General features: G+C 67.6%; 17 protein-coding genes. 6 read left to right on the top strand and 11 right to left on the bottom strand.

The genetic code is table 11. The features are described from left to right. Positions 1 to 6: 6 nt before the first annotated feature. Entirely contained in the window at positions 7 to 588 is a 582-nt protein-coding gene (locus C8258_RS17440) for an ATP/GTP-binding protein (protein ID WP_036501302.1), read from the top strand. A gap of 37 nt (positions 589 to 625) precedes the next feature. Here C8258_RS17440 and mtnC read toward each other — a convergent pair whose 3' ends face one another. The 4 genes from mtnC to C8258_RS17420 form a co-directional block, all read right to left on the bottom strand. Further along, positions 626 to 1351, bottom strand: coding sequence for an acireductone synthase (mtnC, locus tag C8258_RS17435; RefSeq protein ID WP_106956075.1), 726 nt, complete (start codon positions 1349 to 1351; stop codon positions 626 to 628). Beyond that, positions 1348 to 1920: an acireductone dioxygenase gene (locus tag C8258_RS17430; RefSeq protein WP_106956074.1), complete on the bottom strand. Its 573-nt coding sequence runs from the start codon at positions 1918 to 1920 to the stop codon at positions 1348 to 1350. The genes mtnC and C8258_RS17430 overlap by 4 nt, the downstream gene beginning before the upstream one ends. Then, positions 1917 to 3566: an S-methyl-5-thioribose-1-phosphate isomerase gene (gene mtnA / locus C8258_RS17425; protein WP_106956073.1), complete on the bottom strand. Its 1650-nt coding sequence runs from the start codon at positions 3564 to 3566 to the stop codon at positions 1917 to 1919. The genes C8258_RS17430 and mtnA overlap by 4 nt, the downstream gene beginning before the upstream one ends. 510 nt (positions 3567 to 4076) lie before the next feature. Next, positions 4077 to 5321 (bottom strand): KasA/KasB family beta-ketoacyl-ACP synthase, encoded by a 1245-nt coding sequence (locus C8258_RS17420; RefSeq protein ID WP_106956072.1) that lies wholly within the window; start codon positions 5319 to 5321, stop codon positions 4077 to 4079. 39 nt (positions 5322 to 5360) lie between these two features. Here C8258_RS17420 and C8258_RS17415 point away from each other — a divergent pair, with 39 nt between their 5' ends. Further along, on the top strand, positions 5361 to 5945 hold the full coding sequence (locus C8258_RS17415) for a TetR/AcrR family transcriptional regulator (RefSeq protein WP_106956071.1): 585 nt from the start codon (positions 5361 to 5363) through the stop codon (positions 5943 to 5945). 49 nt (positions 5946 to 5994) lie between these two features. Next, the gene (locus C8258_RS17410; RefSeq protein ID WP_106956070.1) at positions 5995 to 6435 is read left to right on the top strand and encodes an SRPBCC domain-containing protein; all 441 of its coding nucleotides are present in this window, start codon (positions 5995 to 5997) and stop codon (positions 6433 to 6435) included. A gap of 25 nt (positions 6436 to 6460) precedes the next feature. On the opposite strand, the gene C8258_RS17405 is transcribed toward C8258_RS17410, so the two are convergent. The 6 genes from C8258_RS17405 to C8258_RS17380 form a co-directional block, all read right to left on the bottom strand. Then, positions 6461 to 6685, bottom strand: coding sequence for a hypothetical protein (locus tag C8258_RS17405; RefSeq protein WP_083870769.1), 225 nt, complete (start codon positions 6683 to 6685; stop codon positions 6461 to 6463). Positions 6686 to 6720: 35 nt separating this feature from the next. Next, the gene (locus C8258_RS17400) at positions 6721 to 7497 is read right to left on the bottom strand and encodes an HNH endonuclease family protein (protein WP_233225149.1); all 777 of its coding nucleotides are present in this window, start codon (positions 7495 to 7497) and stop codon (positions 6721 to 6723) included. A 283-nt stretch (positions 7498 to 7780) separates the two neighbouring features. Then, positions 7781 to 8899, bottom strand: a complete 1119-nt coding sequence (locus tag C8258_RS17395) for a nitronate monooxygenase family protein (RefSeq protein ID WP_036501291.1) — start codon at positions 8897 to 8899, stop codon at positions 7781 to 7783. Positions 8900 to 9137: 238 nt separating this feature from the next. Then, the gene (locus tag C8258_RS17390) at positions 9138 to 9521 is read right to left on the bottom strand and encodes a thioesterase family protein (RefSeq protein WP_106956068.1); all 384 of its coding nucleotides are present in this window, start codon (positions 9519 to 9521) and stop codon (positions 9138 to 9140) included. A gap of 105 nt (positions 9522 to 9626) precedes the next feature. After that, positions 9627 to 9893 carry a hypothetical protein gene (locus C8258_RS17385; RefSeq protein WP_199195743.1) on the bottom strand — a complete coding sequence of 89 codons (267 nt, stop codon included), beginning with the start codon at positions 9891 to 9893 and terminating at the stop codon, positions 9627 to 9629. 93 nt (positions 9894 to 9986) lie between these two features. Then, the gene (locus C8258_RS17380; protein WP_199195742.1) at positions 9987 to 10346 is read right to left on the bottom strand and encodes a hypothetical protein; all 360 of its coding nucleotides are present in this window, start codon (positions 10344 to 10346) and stop codon (positions 9987 to 9989) included. An 86-nt stretch (positions 10347 to 10432) separates the two neighbouring features. Here C8258_RS17380 and C8258_RS17375 point away from each other — a divergent pair, with 86 nt between their 5' ends. The 3 genes from C8258_RS17375 to C8258_RS17365 all read left to right on the top strand — a co-directional run bounded on the left by C8258_RS17375 (position 10433) and on the right by C8258_RS17365 (position 13056). Then, complete coding sequence (locus tag C8258_RS17375; RefSeq protein ID WP_106956067.1) at positions 10433 to 10909, top strand: GbsR/MarR family transcriptional regulator; 477 nt, start codon at positions 10433 to 10435, stop codon at positions 10907 to 10909. Further along, positions 10906 to 12102 (top strand): FAD-dependent monooxygenase, encoded by a 1197-nt coding sequence (locus C8258_RS17370; protein ID WP_106956066.1) that lies wholly within the window; start codon positions 10906 to 10908, stop codon positions 12100 to 12102. Before C8258_RS17375 ends, C8258_RS17370 begins: the two co-directional genes overlap by 4 nt. 504 nt (positions 12103 to 12606) lie before the next feature. After that, positions 12607 to 13056: an SRPBCC domain-containing protein gene (locus C8258_RS17365; protein ID WP_106956150.1), complete on the top strand. Its 450-nt coding sequence runs from the start codon at positions 12607 to 12609 to the stop codon at positions 13054 to 13056. A gap of 22 nt (positions 13057 to 13078) precedes the next feature. On the opposite strand, the gene C8258_RS17360 is transcribed toward C8258_RS17365, so the two are convergent. Beyond that, a complete protein-coding gene (locus C8258_RS17360) occupies positions 13079 to 14422 on the bottom strand; it encodes an aldehyde dehydrogenase (RefSeq protein ID WP_106956065.1) in 1344 nt (447 codons plus the stop codon). Positions 14423 to 14579: the final 157 nt, after the last annotated feature.

Raw genomic sequence — 14579 nt, 5'->3', positions numbered from 1 at the left:
AACACCGTGCCTGATATTTCGTCCTCGGCCGACCTGGCTGCCTCGGTCAAAATCCTCGTAGCCGGCGGTTTCGGCGTCGGGAAGACCACGATGGTGTCCTCGATCAGCGAGATCACGCCGCTGCGCACCGAGGAACTGATCACCGAATTGTCCACCGGCATCGACGATCTGTCGGGCGTGGAGGGCAAGACCACCACCACCGTGGCGCTGGACTTCGGTCGCATCACCATCGACCAGAACCTGGTGCTGTACCTGTTCGGCACGCCCGGCCAGGACAGATTCTGGTTCCTGTGGGACGAATTGGCGCGCGGCGCCCTCGGAGCGGTGGTCATCGCCGACACCCGCCGGCTGGAGAACTCCTTCGCCGCCATCGACTTCTTCGAACGGCGCGGACTCTCGTTCGCGGTCGCGGTGAACTGCTTCGACAACGCCCCGGTCTACACCACCGAGGAAGTACGCGAGGCGCTCGACCTCGACGCCCACATCCCGGTGGTGCTCTGCGATGCGCGCGACCGCAGCTCCTGCAAGACGGTGCTGATGACGCTGGTCGAACATCTCATCGCCCGCGCCACCAGCTCGGTGGCCTGACCGCCGATGTCCTGAGCAGAGGATTCGGCGCGGCCGCTCAGCGGGCGGCCGCGACCGGATCCAGCTCGGCGAAGCTGCCGATCCACCGGTGCGGTGGTCGCGGCGAATTCGGCTCACCGGCGCGGGTGACGCCGACGGCCTGCCAGCCCGCGGCCACCGCGGCGTCCAGTTCGTCGGGATGGTCGGACAGGAACAGGATCTCTCCCGCCGGCACGCCGATCTCGGCCGCGATGCGGCGATACGACTGCTCCTCGCGCTTGGGTCCGGCATTGACCAGGTCGAACCACCCCCCGATCAGCGATGCCAGCTCGCCTCCACGCGCGTGGGCGAACCAATCCTGTTGATTGCGAACCGAACCCGACGAATACACCCACAGGGTGAGTCCGGCGGCATGCCAGGCACGCAGAGCCTCGGGCGCGTCGGGAAAGAATTCGCCGAACAGGGCGCCCTCGCGAAAGCCCTGAGCGCAGATCACGCCCTGCGCGGTCTTCAGCGGTGCCGCCTTGACGTCGGAATCCAGCCAGCCACGCAAGATCTCGGCGATCTCGTCGAGATCGGCGTCGGGCCGCCCGGCCAGTTCGCGCGTCTGCTCGATCACGGTCCTCGCGGCGTCGTCGGTCTCGTCGGCCAGCCACTGCGGCAGCCGTCGGCGGGTGTAGCCGTAGAGATCTTCGCGGACCGAACTGGTGGGGCTGGTGGTGCCCTCGATATCCACGACGATTGCGCGGACCGTCAGGGCTTCGCCATCTCGTAGGTCGCTCATGCGGCGACGAGCTCGTCCAGCGTCGGAAAGCCCTGCGCGATGGGGTCGCCGGTGAAATCGCCGATCCAGCCGTCGGCCTCTTCGAAGAACCGGATGGCCACGAAGTCCGGGCGGGTGCCCATATCGAACCAGTGCCGCGTCCCCGCGGGCACCGACACCAGATCGCCGCCCTCGCAGACCACCGCGACGACCTCCGGTTCCAGGTGCAGGTAGAAGCAGCCGCGGCCGGAGACGAAGAAGCGCACCTCGTCCTCGGCGTGGCGGTGTTCGGACAGGAACTTCTGCCGCGCCGCGCTCGCCTGCTCGGGCCAGTGCGGATCGTTGTCGTCGGGATGCAGCCGGGCCAGATCGATATGGCGGTAGCGGCCGTCGGCGTTGAGGTCGCCGATCCGGTCCCGGTATCGGCCGAGGATCTGCTCGGACGCGATGTCCGCGGTCACGGTCTCGGCGGGCCAGCGGTCGAATACGATGCCGCGCGTGGCCAGTTCGGCCGCGATGCGCTCCGGATCGGTGGTGCGCAGACGCACGTCGGCCGGATCGGCATCGGCCGCGATATGCAACAGGGTCACTGCGGTTGCTCCTCGAGAATGTGGTCGGTGGAGATGTCGCGGCGTCCGGTGAGCGACACCAGTTCGCACAGGGCCTCCAGGCATTCCGCACGGTCGCGGGCCTGCGCCAGGTCGGCGCCCCAGGCGGTGATGCCGTGCCCGGCGATGAACAGCGCCGGCGGGGCCGCCGGATGCGCGCGCAGATATTGTTCGATCTCCGCGCCGATCAGCGACACATCGGCGTGATTGGGAAAGACCGGAACGTCGATGGTATCGCCGGAGCGCAGACCCTTGATCAATTCGAAGCCGATGAACCGCAGCGGATTCGGGGCGCCGACGGAGGCCGCGGTGGCCCGCGGCGAATGCACGTGCACCACCGCCGCGGCCTCGGTGGTGCGGTAGATCGCGGTGTGGATCGCGGTCTCCGCGGAGGGGCGCCGGTCTCCGGCCACGGGTTCGGAGTTCTCGATCCGCACCCGGACCATATCGGCGGCGGTCAGCTCACCCTTGGACAGACCGCTGCCGGTGACCACTGCGGTGGGCCCCGCGGTGACCGAGCCGTTGTCCGATGCCGCCCGGAAGGCGCCGTCACGCACGGAGATGTTGCCGGCGGTCCCCGGCATCCAGCCGCGGCCGTAGAGGTCCCGGGCCAGGCCGGCGATCGCCTGCGCCGCAAGCGGATTCGCCTCGTCGATCAACCCGTTCTCGGTCACCACCGCCGTCACCAGTTCCGGCGGTGTGACATCGAAGGCCGGGTTGAAGACCGCGGTGCCCTCGGGGGCGGCCGCATAGTCGCCGAAGTGCGTGATCTCGGCCGACCCGCGCTGTTCGACGACGATATCGGCGCCGGTCGCGGTCGCCGCATCGCGCGTGGATTCGGGCGCCACCACGATGAACGGGATGCCGTGGTGGCGGGCGGCCAGTGCCAGTCCGTACGTGCCGATCTTGTTGGCCACCGAACCGTCGGCGGTGATGCGGTCCGCGCCGACGATCACGCAGTCCACCTGCCCGGTCGCCATCGCCCAGGCGGCGGCGGAATCGACGGTGAGCCGATGCGGAATGCCGGCCTCGGCCAGTTCCCACGCCGTCAGGCGGGCGCCCTGCAGCAGCGGGCGGGTTTCGTCGACCAGAACGCTGTCGATCACGCCGCGGGCGTGCAGGACGCGCAGTGCCCCGATCGCCGTGCCGAAGGCGGTGGTGGCCAAGCGGCCGGTATTGCAGTGGGTGAGCATCCGCAACGGCCGCCCCGGACACAGCCGCTGAACCAGGTCGGCCGCGTGTTCGGCGGCGGCCCGGTTGACCCGGCCGTCCTCGGCGAGCAGTGCCTGGGCCTCGGCCAGCACCCCCGGCGCACCGCCGTCGGCGAATTTCGCCAGGGCTCGCCGCACGCCCCAGGACAGATTCACCGCGGTGGGCCGGGCGGCCTCGATGCGGGCGGCCTCGGCCTCGACCCGCGCCGGTTCGCCGGGATGGGCGAGCGCGGCCAGAGCGACCCCGAAGGCCCCGGTCACGCCGATCGCGGGGGCGCCGCGCACGGCCAGGGTGGCGATCGCGTCGATCACCTGATCGACCGTCGTCAGCCGCAGCGTGCGCACCTCGTGCGGCAGCGCGCGCTGATCGATCGTCACCACGGCGCCGTCGACCCACGTGATCGAACTTTCACCCATTGCGCGCACAACCCTCACCACTCGACCCTGCTGACCCCTCATCTCAAACGGTAGCGAATCAGAGGTCACCGGCTCGCACCAGGTTTACCCTCGCCGGGATCCGATCCCGCACGTGTGGCCGATGGTGGTGGATACCTCCTGAAACGGCAGTGTGCGCACACATGCACCGCGCGCAGCGTTGCGCGGCCTGGGCGCGGCGCTGCGCGGTGAGGCCGTAGATCACCACACAACGGCAGACGGCGGTACTACTCCGCAGAGGCGCCCCTCGTTGCGAGCGGACAGGTGTGTACAGCCGACTCGCCGGGCGCGGCCTCGGGTGCCGTCCGTTTGCTCGACACTCGCTCGAAGATGCTGCCGGTCAGAGTTTTCCGTCGCCGTATGGGTGAAATGTCCTGTCATTACCGCAGTTCCACGATGTTTTCCACAGTCGGCGTGTCATCCACAGCGACCGGTGGACAAGCGTGAACAGCGGTTGTTCCACATCCCCGGAGACAGCTGGGGAAGAAGACCTCAGGCTCGCCCGAATGCGAGTGTGACGTTGTGTCCTCCGAAGCCGAAGGAATTGCTGAGCGCCTGTGAGATTCGCTGTGGACGTGCGATCCCGTGCACGATGTCGAGGTCGGCACCCGGGTCCGGATTGTCGAAATTCAGTGTGGGAGGCACGGTCTGATCGCGCAGTGTGCACAGGGTGAGGATGGCCTCGAGCGCGCCCACCGCACCGATGGAATGGCCGAGCGCGGATTTCGGCGCGTACACCGAGGCGTGCTTCGCCACGGCCGCAATGGCATTGGCCTCCGAGGCGTCACCGATCGGGGTCGAGGTGGCGTGCGCGTCGATGTGGTCGATATCGGCGGCGGTCAGATCCGCGGCGTCGATGGCCTTGCGCATCGCCCGGGCGGCGCCCGCGCCGTCGGGATCGGTACCGGTGATGTGGTAGCCGTCGGAAGTGATTCCCGCGCCGAGGATCCGGCCGTGCACGGCGGCCCCGCGGGCGCGGGCGAACTCCTCCGATTCCAGCACCAACAGCGCACCCGCCTCGCCGAAGACGAACCCGTCGCGGTCGCGGTCGAAAGGCCGTGAGGCCAGCCCCGGTTCGTCGTTGCGGGTGCTCATCGCCCGCATCATGGCGAAACTGGCGATCGGGATGGCTTCGATATATCCCTCCACGCCACCGGCGATCACCACGTCGGCCTCCCCCGTGCGGATCAGCCGCCACGCGTGCGCGATCGCTTCGGCACCCGAGGAACACGCCGAGGTCGGCGCGTAAACACCTGCCTTCGCGCCGAATTCGAGTCCCACCCGGGCGGCCGGACCGTTCGGCATCACCATCGGCACCGTCAGCGGCGGCACCTTGCGATAACCCCCCTCGCGCATCGCGTCGACCGCGGTGAGGAAGGCGTCGCCGCCGCCGAGTCCGGTGCCGATCGCCACCGCGAGCCGTTCGTCGTCGACCTCCGGTACCCCCGCCTGCGACCACACCTGGCGGCCCAGCACCAGCGCCAACTGCTGCACATAGGAGTGCCGACGCTGTTCGATGCGGGTCAGGTGAGCGCCCGGGTGTTCGGTCAGCCGCCCGCCGATCCGCACGGGCAGGTCGTAGCGAGTCACGAACTCGTCGGTGAGGGGCCCGATCCCGCTCTTGCCCGCCAGCAGCGCCGACCAGGTGCTGTCGAGATCGGGGCCGAGGCAGGTGGTGGCTGCCATGGCGGTGACGACGACATTCCGCGAGGTTTGTGTAGCAGGCGTTACACTCATGCGGATATGGATACCCGTAGCGACCGCTACAGTCAACACGTGCCTCGACCACTCGACCAGGCCCGGCGCGCGGAACTACTCGCCGGGGTGATCGCCTACATCGGCGAATACGGATTGACCGAACTGTCGCTGCGTCCGCTGGCGGAGTATCTCGGAACCAGCTCGCGCATGTTGATCCACTATTTCGGAACCAAGGAGCAGATGCTGATCGCGGCGCTCGAGACCCAGCGCCCCGACATCCCGGGCATGTTCGCCGACGTTCCCGACCTCCCGGCTCTTCGCCGCCGTCTCATCGAATCGTTCAGCGTCAACATCACCACGGAGTGGGTGTCGAGCACGCGCGTGCTGTTGCAGGTGATGGGGGTGGCCGCGGTGCCCGGAAGTCCGTTCCGTTCCTACGGCGAGGACGCCGTGCACGTCCTGGTCACCGCCCTCACCGATGTGCTGAAGAGCTTCGATCCCACCGTCGCCGATCCGGAATCGACCGCCACCCTGCTCGTTTCGGGTGTGCGCGGGTTGCTGCAGGATCGGTTCGTCACCGGCGACACCGCCCGCGTCTCGCGCGCGGCGCGGTTGCTGATCACGCAATCGCTCACGCTGCCCGAGCCCGGCGTCGGCCGATGAGCGGGCCCGCGGTATCGCTGATGGAACAAGTTTCAGTATTGTTGCCGCCATGGCTTTCGTGATCGATGACACCGTAGAGATCGACGCACCCGCCGAGGTGGTGTGGAAGGTGCTGACCGACCTGGGCACCTATGGTGAGTGGAATCCGTTCGTCGCCGAATGCCGCAGCACGCTCGAACCCGGCGATCCGATCGAGATGCATGTGCGGTTGGGTTCGCCGAAACCGCGCAAGCAGGTCGAATACATTCGGACCCACACGCCCGGAACCGAATTCAGCTACAGCATGAAGCCGGTGCCGCTGGGGATCCTGCACAGCCTGCGCTCGCACACCGTGACGCCCCTCGACAACGGCCGCACTCGGTACCGGTCGCATTTCGAACTGGGAGGCCTGCTGCGGCCGGTCGTGACGCTGGCGCTCGGCAAGGCACTGCATTCCGGCTTCGGCGCCATGACCGCGGCGGTCAAGGAGCGCGCGGAATCGTTGCGCTGAGCAACGCGGCGCCGCATGCCGGCGCTCAGGCCTCGAACGGGATCACGTTCCCCGCGGCGTCGCGGTTGCCGCGACCGGCCTCGATCGCGCTGACGAGTTCGGCGACGTCGGTCCAGGTGCGGGCGGGTTCGCCATCGAGATTGCCGATGTGATACCAGGTTTCGGTATCCCGATAGCGAACCAGTCCCCGGCCCTGCTCGTCGACGGTGACATCGAGTTCGCCGGACACCGTCCCTTCCTCGTCGGTCATGACGGCGGCCTTACCGGTGATTTCGATGATGTCGCCTATGTGAACTCTCCTCGGTGGAGGCAGTCGTCGACCGCGGTGCGCAATGCGGTCTGTTCCGCCGTGTCGATGGTCAAACCGTATTTTACCTTGATGCGAATGTAGCGCTGAACGTACTCGCACCGGAACACGCCGGGCGGCAGATAATTCGCCGCATCCTGATCACCCTTGGACCGGTTGGCCGACGGGTCGGAGGCGACCAGATTGATCGCGTCGTTGGCGATATTGCGGCGCGTATCGGTGTCGGCGGATTGCGCGCCGGAACGCCAGGCCTCGGCCAGCGGGACGATATGTTCGGCGTCGACTCCGGCGGGATCGGTGATCCATTTGTAGGGCTTGAGTTTTCCGGTCTTGGCGTCGAGTACGCCGTAGCGGTCGCGCCAGCCGCCGTCCTTGCCGAGACTCAGTTTGCAGGTCGCGGCATCGAGTGTCACCGAGCCGGTGGCGTCGCGCAGCATCATCACATCGCGGGTGGTGCATTTCGCATACTGAGCGAATTTGTCGCCGAATCCGTGGTCGGGAGTGTTCTGATCCCAATGCGGGAATTGTTCGCGGCTGTACCCGGTCATCGGCGCTTCCGGTGCGACCACGAGTTTCCCCAGCAGCGCGTTGACTTCTTTACCGGAAAAGGTCGCGGCGGCAGCGGAATCGGGTTTCGGATCGTTCTTCTTGCCCCCTTCGTCGATGAAGCTGTACACCACCGCGAGCACGACGGCGAGGAGGACGGGCGCCACTATCGCGACCAACCGGCGCATGCCGGGAGAGGAAATCTTCACCGCCGCGCCCCGATCGTGTCGTCGGGCACGCGCCGGGGACCGCGGAATGCCCGAGACCGGAATCCGGTGCCTTCGAGCGCAATCCGAGCAAACATCCGGACGGCGGGGTACTGATCAACTTGCCGGCCGCATTCGGGCCGTTCACCATATGTACTTCTCATCGCGAATACAGAGTGTCAACCGGCACCGGCAAACCGCAAGTGCACCAGCCGCTTCCGTATCCGCTTCGATACCTGGACAGAACTGTCCGGCAGGGCGCGACGGCCCTGCCGGACAGGTGATGTCAGCTGTTGAGCTTGTTCAGCCGCTCGCAGGCCTCGAGGTACTCCTCCATCAGGCGCTGCATGACGTCGGAGGTCCGCTCGACCTTGTTCATCATGCCGACGACCTGGCCGACCGGGTTGAAGTTGACGTCCTTGGCCGCCTCGGGATAGCGGTGGCCGCGCTTGACGCCGTCGAGGGCGACCATCATCTGCAGCGGCATACCCAGCGGATCCGGGGTGTCCGGACGCTCCCACGCCTCGGTCCAGTCGTTGCGCAGCATGCGGGCGGGCTTACCCGTCCACGCCCGCGAACGCACGGTGTCGTGGCTGGTGGCGTCGATGTAGGTCTGCATCTGCGCGGGCGGCACATTGGCCTCCTCGACGGTCAGCCAGATCGAGCCGGTCCACGCACCCGCCGCGCCCATCGACATGGCGGCGGCGACCTGGCGGCCGTTGCCGATACCACCGGCGGCGAGCACCGGCAGATCGCCCACCGCGTCGATCACCTGCGGCCACAGCACCAGCGAGGAGATCTCACCGCAGTGGCCGCCACCCTCGGTGCCCTGGCAGACCACGAAGTCCAGGCCGGCGCGCTTGTGGTTGAGCGCATGTTTCACCGAACCGCACAGTGCGCCGATCAGACGACCGGAATCCTGGACCTTCTTGATGATGTCGTCGGGCGGAGTGCCGAGCGCGTTCGCGACCAGCTTCGCCTTGGGGTGCTTCAGGATGACGTCGACCTGCGGACCGGCCGTGGTGGCGGTCCAGCCCAGCAGTTGCTCGTGATGTTCGTCCTCGGGCAGTTTCGGGACGCCGTGGTCGGCGAGGATCTTCTCGGCGAAATCGCGGTGGCCCTGCGGAACCAGTTTGGCCAGTTCGGCTTCCAGCTGCGCGGGGCTCAGGCCGTCGATGCCCTTGCCCTCGTACTTGGACGGGATGACGAGGTCGACACCGTACACGCCGTGCACATGGTCATCGAGCCAGGCCAGTTCGACCTCCAGCTCCTCGGCGGTGAAACCGACCGCACCCAGGACGCCGAGCCCGCCGGCGTTGCTCACCGCGGCGGCCACGTCGCGGCAATGGGTGAAAGCGAAGATGGGGACATCGATGCCCAGTCGTTCGCAGATCTCGGTATGCATGGCGGGGTGACTCCTCTGGTCTTCCGGCGCTGGAACTTCGCCACAACACTAGAACACGTTTCATATTCAGACTAGTGACTCAACGGTCAGGAAGCGAGAGAAGCGCCGAAATTGCCGGTCGACGGGGGTAACACACCATCACTGCCGACGGCGGCATCGACCCATTTTCACCAATCAGCGTGGGCAACATGTTCTAGTTGGCACGGGCGATCCGGTGACAGATCCTGCGCGCGACGAGTCAGCGTTCACCGGCGCGGGCGAGAAACGATGCGCGGTCGACGATCGTGCGCCGGATGGTGCCGTCGGCCACGAGCACATCACCGTCGTGCACGACGACACGGAAGGCCAGCCGCGGACCGTCGACCTCGGCCAGCCGCGCCGCGACGGTCAGCACCGTTCCCGGCGGGCTCGGCCGCCGGTGCCGCACCGAAACCTCGATCCCCACCGATGTCTGTCCCGACGACAGCTTGCCCCGCAATGCCAGCACGGTCGCGTGTTCGGCCAGTGCCACCACCCGCGGCGTCGCGAGCACCTCCACGTCACCGCTACCGACGGCGACCGCGGTATCGGCAGCACCGACCTCGACGCTGAATTCCGCCGACAGACCCGGCTGTACCTTCACGATCGCTACGGTAACGCCGCGCGCATCACCGCGCCGCGAAAGCCGATGCGCGACGGAACGTGTCGTCGATGGCTGTCCGACGGACGGTGTCGAGGACCGCGCGGGTCAGTACCGAGCCGGTTCGGCGGCGGGGGTTATCACGGCGATCCGGGCGGTGACGGACGGATCGAGCAGCGCGAGGACGCGCACTCCGGGCGCCGGGCGCAGTGTCTGCAACCACGGCTCGGGCACGACACAGGCCCAACGGCCGGTATTCGCGTGTGCCAGCAGGGCGACCACGGAGTCGCTCTCCAGTTGCGGGGTGACGGTGAGCACCGCGCAATCGATGCCGTCGGGGTAGCCGATTCCGGCGTCGAGCTCGAAGCTGAGCACGCGAGCCCCGCGCCGACGCCGGTGATCAGGGGTGCCGTTAACGATCGTGTCACCCGGTACATGAAGCCCTGTCTGGCCAGGTAGCCGCCGCGATCACTGTTCTTGTTCGGGCGTCGGCGTGAGGTAGCGGTGCAGTGAGGTCTTCGGGATGCCGGTCTTGTTCGTGATTTCACCGAGACTGTTTCCCTGTTCACGAAGCAGTCGGGCGTAGTCGATCTTGTCGTCGGGCCAGGCGGCGGGTAGGCCGATGTGGCGGCCCGTGGATTCGGCGACCGCGCGGGCGTGGGCGGCGCGTTCAGCGGTGGAGGTGCGTTCCATCTCCGCGAACAGCGCAAGCCCTGGTCGCCAATCACTGGACGTGACGTGACCGGGCGAGGCGTCGATCGTTCCACTTCCTTGGAAGTGGAACGGCGGTTGAGCTGATCGAAAGTCATGGGCGAGATTGCGGCGCAACCCGTCCGTTCACACCGTCGGCGCTGCATTATTCTAGTAGTTTCAGTAAGAACTGAAACTACTAGACATGTAAGAGGTCGGAGGCGATGAGCGAACCGGGTGCCGACAACGAACGGTTACTGGAGTGGGTCGAGCAGGTGACGATGTTCTGCACGGCGGAGTACGGGGTGCCGCCGATCGCGGGCCGGATCCTGGGCTGGTTGATGATCTGCGATCCGGCGGAGCAGTCCGCCGAGCAGATCTGCGGGGTTATCGGTGCGAGCCGGGCGTCGCTGGCAACCAACATGCGAGTGCTGACCGATGCAGGTTTCATACGGCGCCGCTCGAGACCGGGTGAGCGCACGAACTACTACCGGATGGACGACGACGCGTGGGAAACCGTGGTGCGTCGCCGGGTGGCCTCCCTGGCCGCGTTCCGTGATGTCATCGCCACGGGAATTGACCTGTCGGGAACAGGGTCGGCCCGGTCCCGGCGGCTACGGGCCGCGCACAACGTTTACGACTGGATGGCCAAGCGACTCACCGACGAACCTCTGCCTTTCGGAAAGGACGGTAAGCGATGACCGAATCTGCAGAGCGTGGCCGGACCGCGATAGTAGTTGGTGGCGGGATCGGCGGGCTCGCCGCAGCGATCGGGCTGCGGCGAGCCGGATGGTCGGTCACAGTACTGGAGCGCCGTGCCGATATCGGCGAGGTCGGGGCTGGCTGGTCGTTCGCACCCAACGCCGTCCGCGCTGCGGATGCGCTAGGGGTAGGTGACGACTTGCGTTCTGTGTCGGTTCCAACGCAGGCCGGTGCGACGCTGCGCGTCCCGGACGGCCGCTATCTCATGCGATTCCGTCCAGGTCGTGATGCGGCACTGCTGGCCAATCATCGTGCCGATCTGCACGGTGTGCTGCACGCGCACCTTCCGGCCGAATGCGTAGTCCCCGCTGCGGAGGTTACGGGCGTCGAACAATCCGACAGCGAGGCCACCGTCACCTATCGCACTGCGGACGGATCGCGGCGAGCCACCGCCGATGTGGTTGTGGGAGCCGACGGTATCCGCAGCACAACCCGGCGGTACATCTTCCCGCTTGCGCCCGAACCGGTGTTCCAGCGCATTCTGTGCTGGCGGGGGGTCACAACGCCTGGCGCGGTGTGGCCGGTCGAAGGATTCCAGACCTGGGGTCGCGGAGCACGTTTCGGAGCACACCCGCTGGCCGGCCAGCGCGTGTTCTGGTTCCTCACCATCCGCTGCGACCAGCCCGGCATTCGACACGACGACGATTTCGCCGAGATCGACCGCCGCGTCGGCGACTGGCACGACCCGATCCCCGCCATACTGGCCGCGACACCGCCGGAATCGATTCTGCGCCACGATATTTACGACCTCGAGCCGCTCGAGTCGTACACCGATCGCCGGGTCGTGCTACTCGGCGACGCCGCCCACGCGATGACTCCGTTCCTGGCTCAAGGTGCTTGTCAGGCGTTCGAGGACGCGTGCGTGCTGGCCGCGCAACTATCACGCGACACTGAAATCCCCACTGCCCTGGCGGGCTACGACCGGCTGCGCCGGCCCCGAAGCCAACGGGTGGAGCGCATGGCCCGCCAGGACCCGCGAATCAGCCTGTCCACCAACCCTTTCACCTACAGCCTCATGACCAGGCTGACCAGCCTGGCAGGCAGCGGTATCGGCGCCCGCAAGTCCGCTCACCTCTGGGACTGGACCCCACCCACCATCAACACACACCCCACCACGGTGAAAGGCGAATGACATGACTGTCGAGCACGTGATGTTCCGCAGTGACCAGGTCCGCGTTACGTCGACGACGTCCGCAACGCTGTGTCCTATCTGGAAACACGTCGTGAAATCGACCCGCGGCGGATCGGTGTGTAGGGCCACAGTCTCGGCGCGACCGTAGCCATCCAGGCAGCTGCGATCGACCGCAGGATCGCCTGCCTCGCCTTCCAGAACCCGAGCCGGACGGTCCGCAACTACAAGGTCGTCCCCTACGACATCCCGCCCGGCTGCGCGGCGGGGTACATGCCCGAACTGAACGTGCTGTGCGCGATCGGCGACTACAGCACGCAGAGCGATCAGCCGATCATGAAGAATCTGACCGTCACCGTCCGGCCGTCGAGCTGACCGCGGGGCCTAATTCGCCTCGCCCACGGCGATATCCGACGGGTGACATTGCCGACCGGCCGGTTCCGCCGCCGCCGCCCGGCGACGTGGAATGCTCGTCGGCATGGATGTATTCGGGCCGGGGGTGTGCCGGTGACCTACGAATCGGAATTGGATCCGGCCGCGGTGGAGATCGGCGGATTCTTCCCGCACCCGCCGGCGCTGCTGTGGCGGGCGCTGACCGAACCGGATCTGGTCGAACGCTGGCTGATGCGGTCGATCGGGCTCGAACCCGTGGTGGGCACGCATTTCATCTTCGCCGTCCCGACCGAGCCGAGCGCGGAGATCGCGTGTGAGGTGCTGGCGGCCCGCATGGGTGAACAACTGACGTATACGTGGATCGACCTGCGGGCGAAGTTCCCGGCCCGGTGGGTGGTCGACTGGGTGCTCGAGGCGCAGGGACGCGGGACGCGAGTGTTGTTGACCCAGACCGGTTTCGACATCGGCGATCGGCGGCAGAAGATGGCCCGCAATGCGATGGAGCGCGGATGGCGTGGCACCTTGAACCGCTTGCGTGAGGTGCTCGACGAGGCCGGATCCTGACCCCGCGAGTGCTGGGAAACGATCAGCGCCGCGGCGGCGCGGGCTCCATGTGCACCACCTTGGTGGTGGTCATCTCGTCGAGAAGTTCGGGGCCGTAACCGAATCCGGTGCCCGATGTGCCGCGCGGCTGGGCCGCACCGCCGGGCGCGCCGCCGAAGACCGAGTTGATCTTCACCGTGCCCACCGGAAGTGTGCGCCACGCCTGCTGCATATGGTCCATCGAGCCGGTGAGTACAGTCGCCGCCAAGCCGTAGTCGTCGCGGCACGCGGCATCGAGTCCCGTCGCGAAATCCGAGACCACCTGGACGGGGGCGACCGGCCCGAAGATCTCCTCGCGGATGACGCGCATCCCGGGCCGGCAGTCGGTGAGGACCGTGGCCGGATACGTCGTGCCGGGGCCCTCCGGAATCCGTCCGCCCACCAGTGCTTTCGCGCCGGCCGAGATCGCCTCCCGCACCTGGGCGTGCACCTGCGTGCGCAGCCGCTCGTCCACCAGCGGTTGCGGATCGAGATTCCACCGCTGCGCCTGTTCGCACAGTGCCGACACGAACGTGTCCGCGACCTCGCGATGGACGTAGATCCGTTCCACGGACACGCAGACCTGCCCGGCATTGGCGAAGGCGCCCAGTGCGGCCTGCTCGGCGGCCCATACCGGGTCCACGTCGGCGTCGACGATCAGCGCATCGTTCCCGCCGTTCTCCAACAGCACCTTGGCGCCGGTGCGCGCGCCGGCCGCGGCGATGGTGCGCCCGGTGGCGGTGCCGCCGACATGCGCCACCACGTCCACGCCGGGCAGCCCGGCCAGTGCCGCACCCACCCGGCCGTCGCCGCGCACGGTCTGCAGCACACCCTCGGGGCAGTGCTGTTCGAGGAGCTGCCCGAACAGCGCGCCGGTGCGCGGGCAACGCTCACTGGGCTTGTGCACCACCGCATTTCCGGTCGCCAGTGCGGCGCCGACCAGTCCCGCCGCGATGGCGACCGGATCGTTCCACGGCGTCAGGGCGACGACTACGCCGCGCGGCTGGGCGATCATGAAATCCGTTGCGTCCCAACTGCCCTGCAGGGTGTGACCGCGATGGACCGGCCCCAGCTCGGCGTACTGCTCGAGAGTGCCCGCGCCGGCGAGCACCCCTTCTCGCCCCGAGTCGGCCGGGCGGCCGGTCTCCGCTTCGAGCGTGGCGGCGAGTTCGTCGGCGTGCTCGCGCAATGCGGCCGCCCCGGCACGCAGCGCCTCGGCTCGGCTCGCCGCGGGCGTGCGCGCCCAGCTCGACTGGGCGGTGTGCGCCGCGCCCACGATGGTCATGAGGTCCAGGTTTCCCGTCACCGAGTCGGCCTCGATGCGGGTCGCGTTGTCGATCTCGGTCATGGGCTCCGAGTACCCCGGCGTTCTCGGGCAAACTTGTCCGGCCGACATTGTTCTCGGTCCGGGATCGCGGTGCGACGCGCGGATCACTTTCCGTTCGCGGTCGAGCGCAGCAGGCGCAGCACGGCTCGCTCGACGATGGCTCGGCGTTCGTCCTCGC

The organism is Nocardia sp. MDA0666 (assembly GCF_003023875.1).
GTDB lineage: Bacteria > Actinomycetota > Actinomycetes > Mycobacteriales > Mycobacteriaceae > Nocardia > Nocardia aobensis.
The sequence above is the reverse complement of the archived record's forward strand: the minus strand, read 5'-3'. Positions and strand labels throughout refer to the sequence as shown.

Coding starts and splice junctions, on each gene's coding strand:
- C8258_RS17360 (WP_106956065.1), bottom strand. CDS start 14,422: ATGACCGAGATCGACAACGCGACCCGCATCGAGGCCGACTCGGTGACG.
- mtnC (WP_106956075.1), bottom strand. CDS start 1,351: ATGAGCGACCTACGAGATGGCGAAGCCCTGACGGTCCGCGCAATCGTC.
- C8258_RS17395 (WP_036501291.1), bottom strand. CDS start 8,899: ATGCATACCGAGATCTGCGAACGACTGGGCATCGATGTCCCCATCTTC.
- C8258_RS17370 (WP_106956066.1), top strand. CDS start 10,906: ATGACCGAATCTGCAGAGCGTGGCCGGACCGCGATAGTAGTTGGTGGC.
- C8258_RS17405 (WP_083870769.1), bottom strand. CDS start 6,685: ATGACCGACGAGGAAGGGACGGTGTCCGGCGAACTCGATGTCACCGTC.
- C8258_RS17420 (WP_106956072.1), bottom strand. CDS start 5,321: ATGAGTGTAACGCCTGCTACACAAACCTCGCGGAATGTCGTCGTCACC.
- C8258_RS17410 (WP_106956070.1), top strand. CDS start 5,995: ATGGCTTTCGTGATCGATGACACCGTAGAGATCGACGCACCCGCCGAG.
- mtnA (WP_106956073.1), bottom strand. CDS start 3,566: ATGGGTGAAAGTTCGATCACGTGGGTCGACGGCGCCGTGGTGACGATC.
- C8258_RS17375 (WP_106956067.1), top strand. CDS start 10,433: ATGAGCGAACCGGGTGCCGACAACGAACGGTTACTGGAGTGGGTCGAG.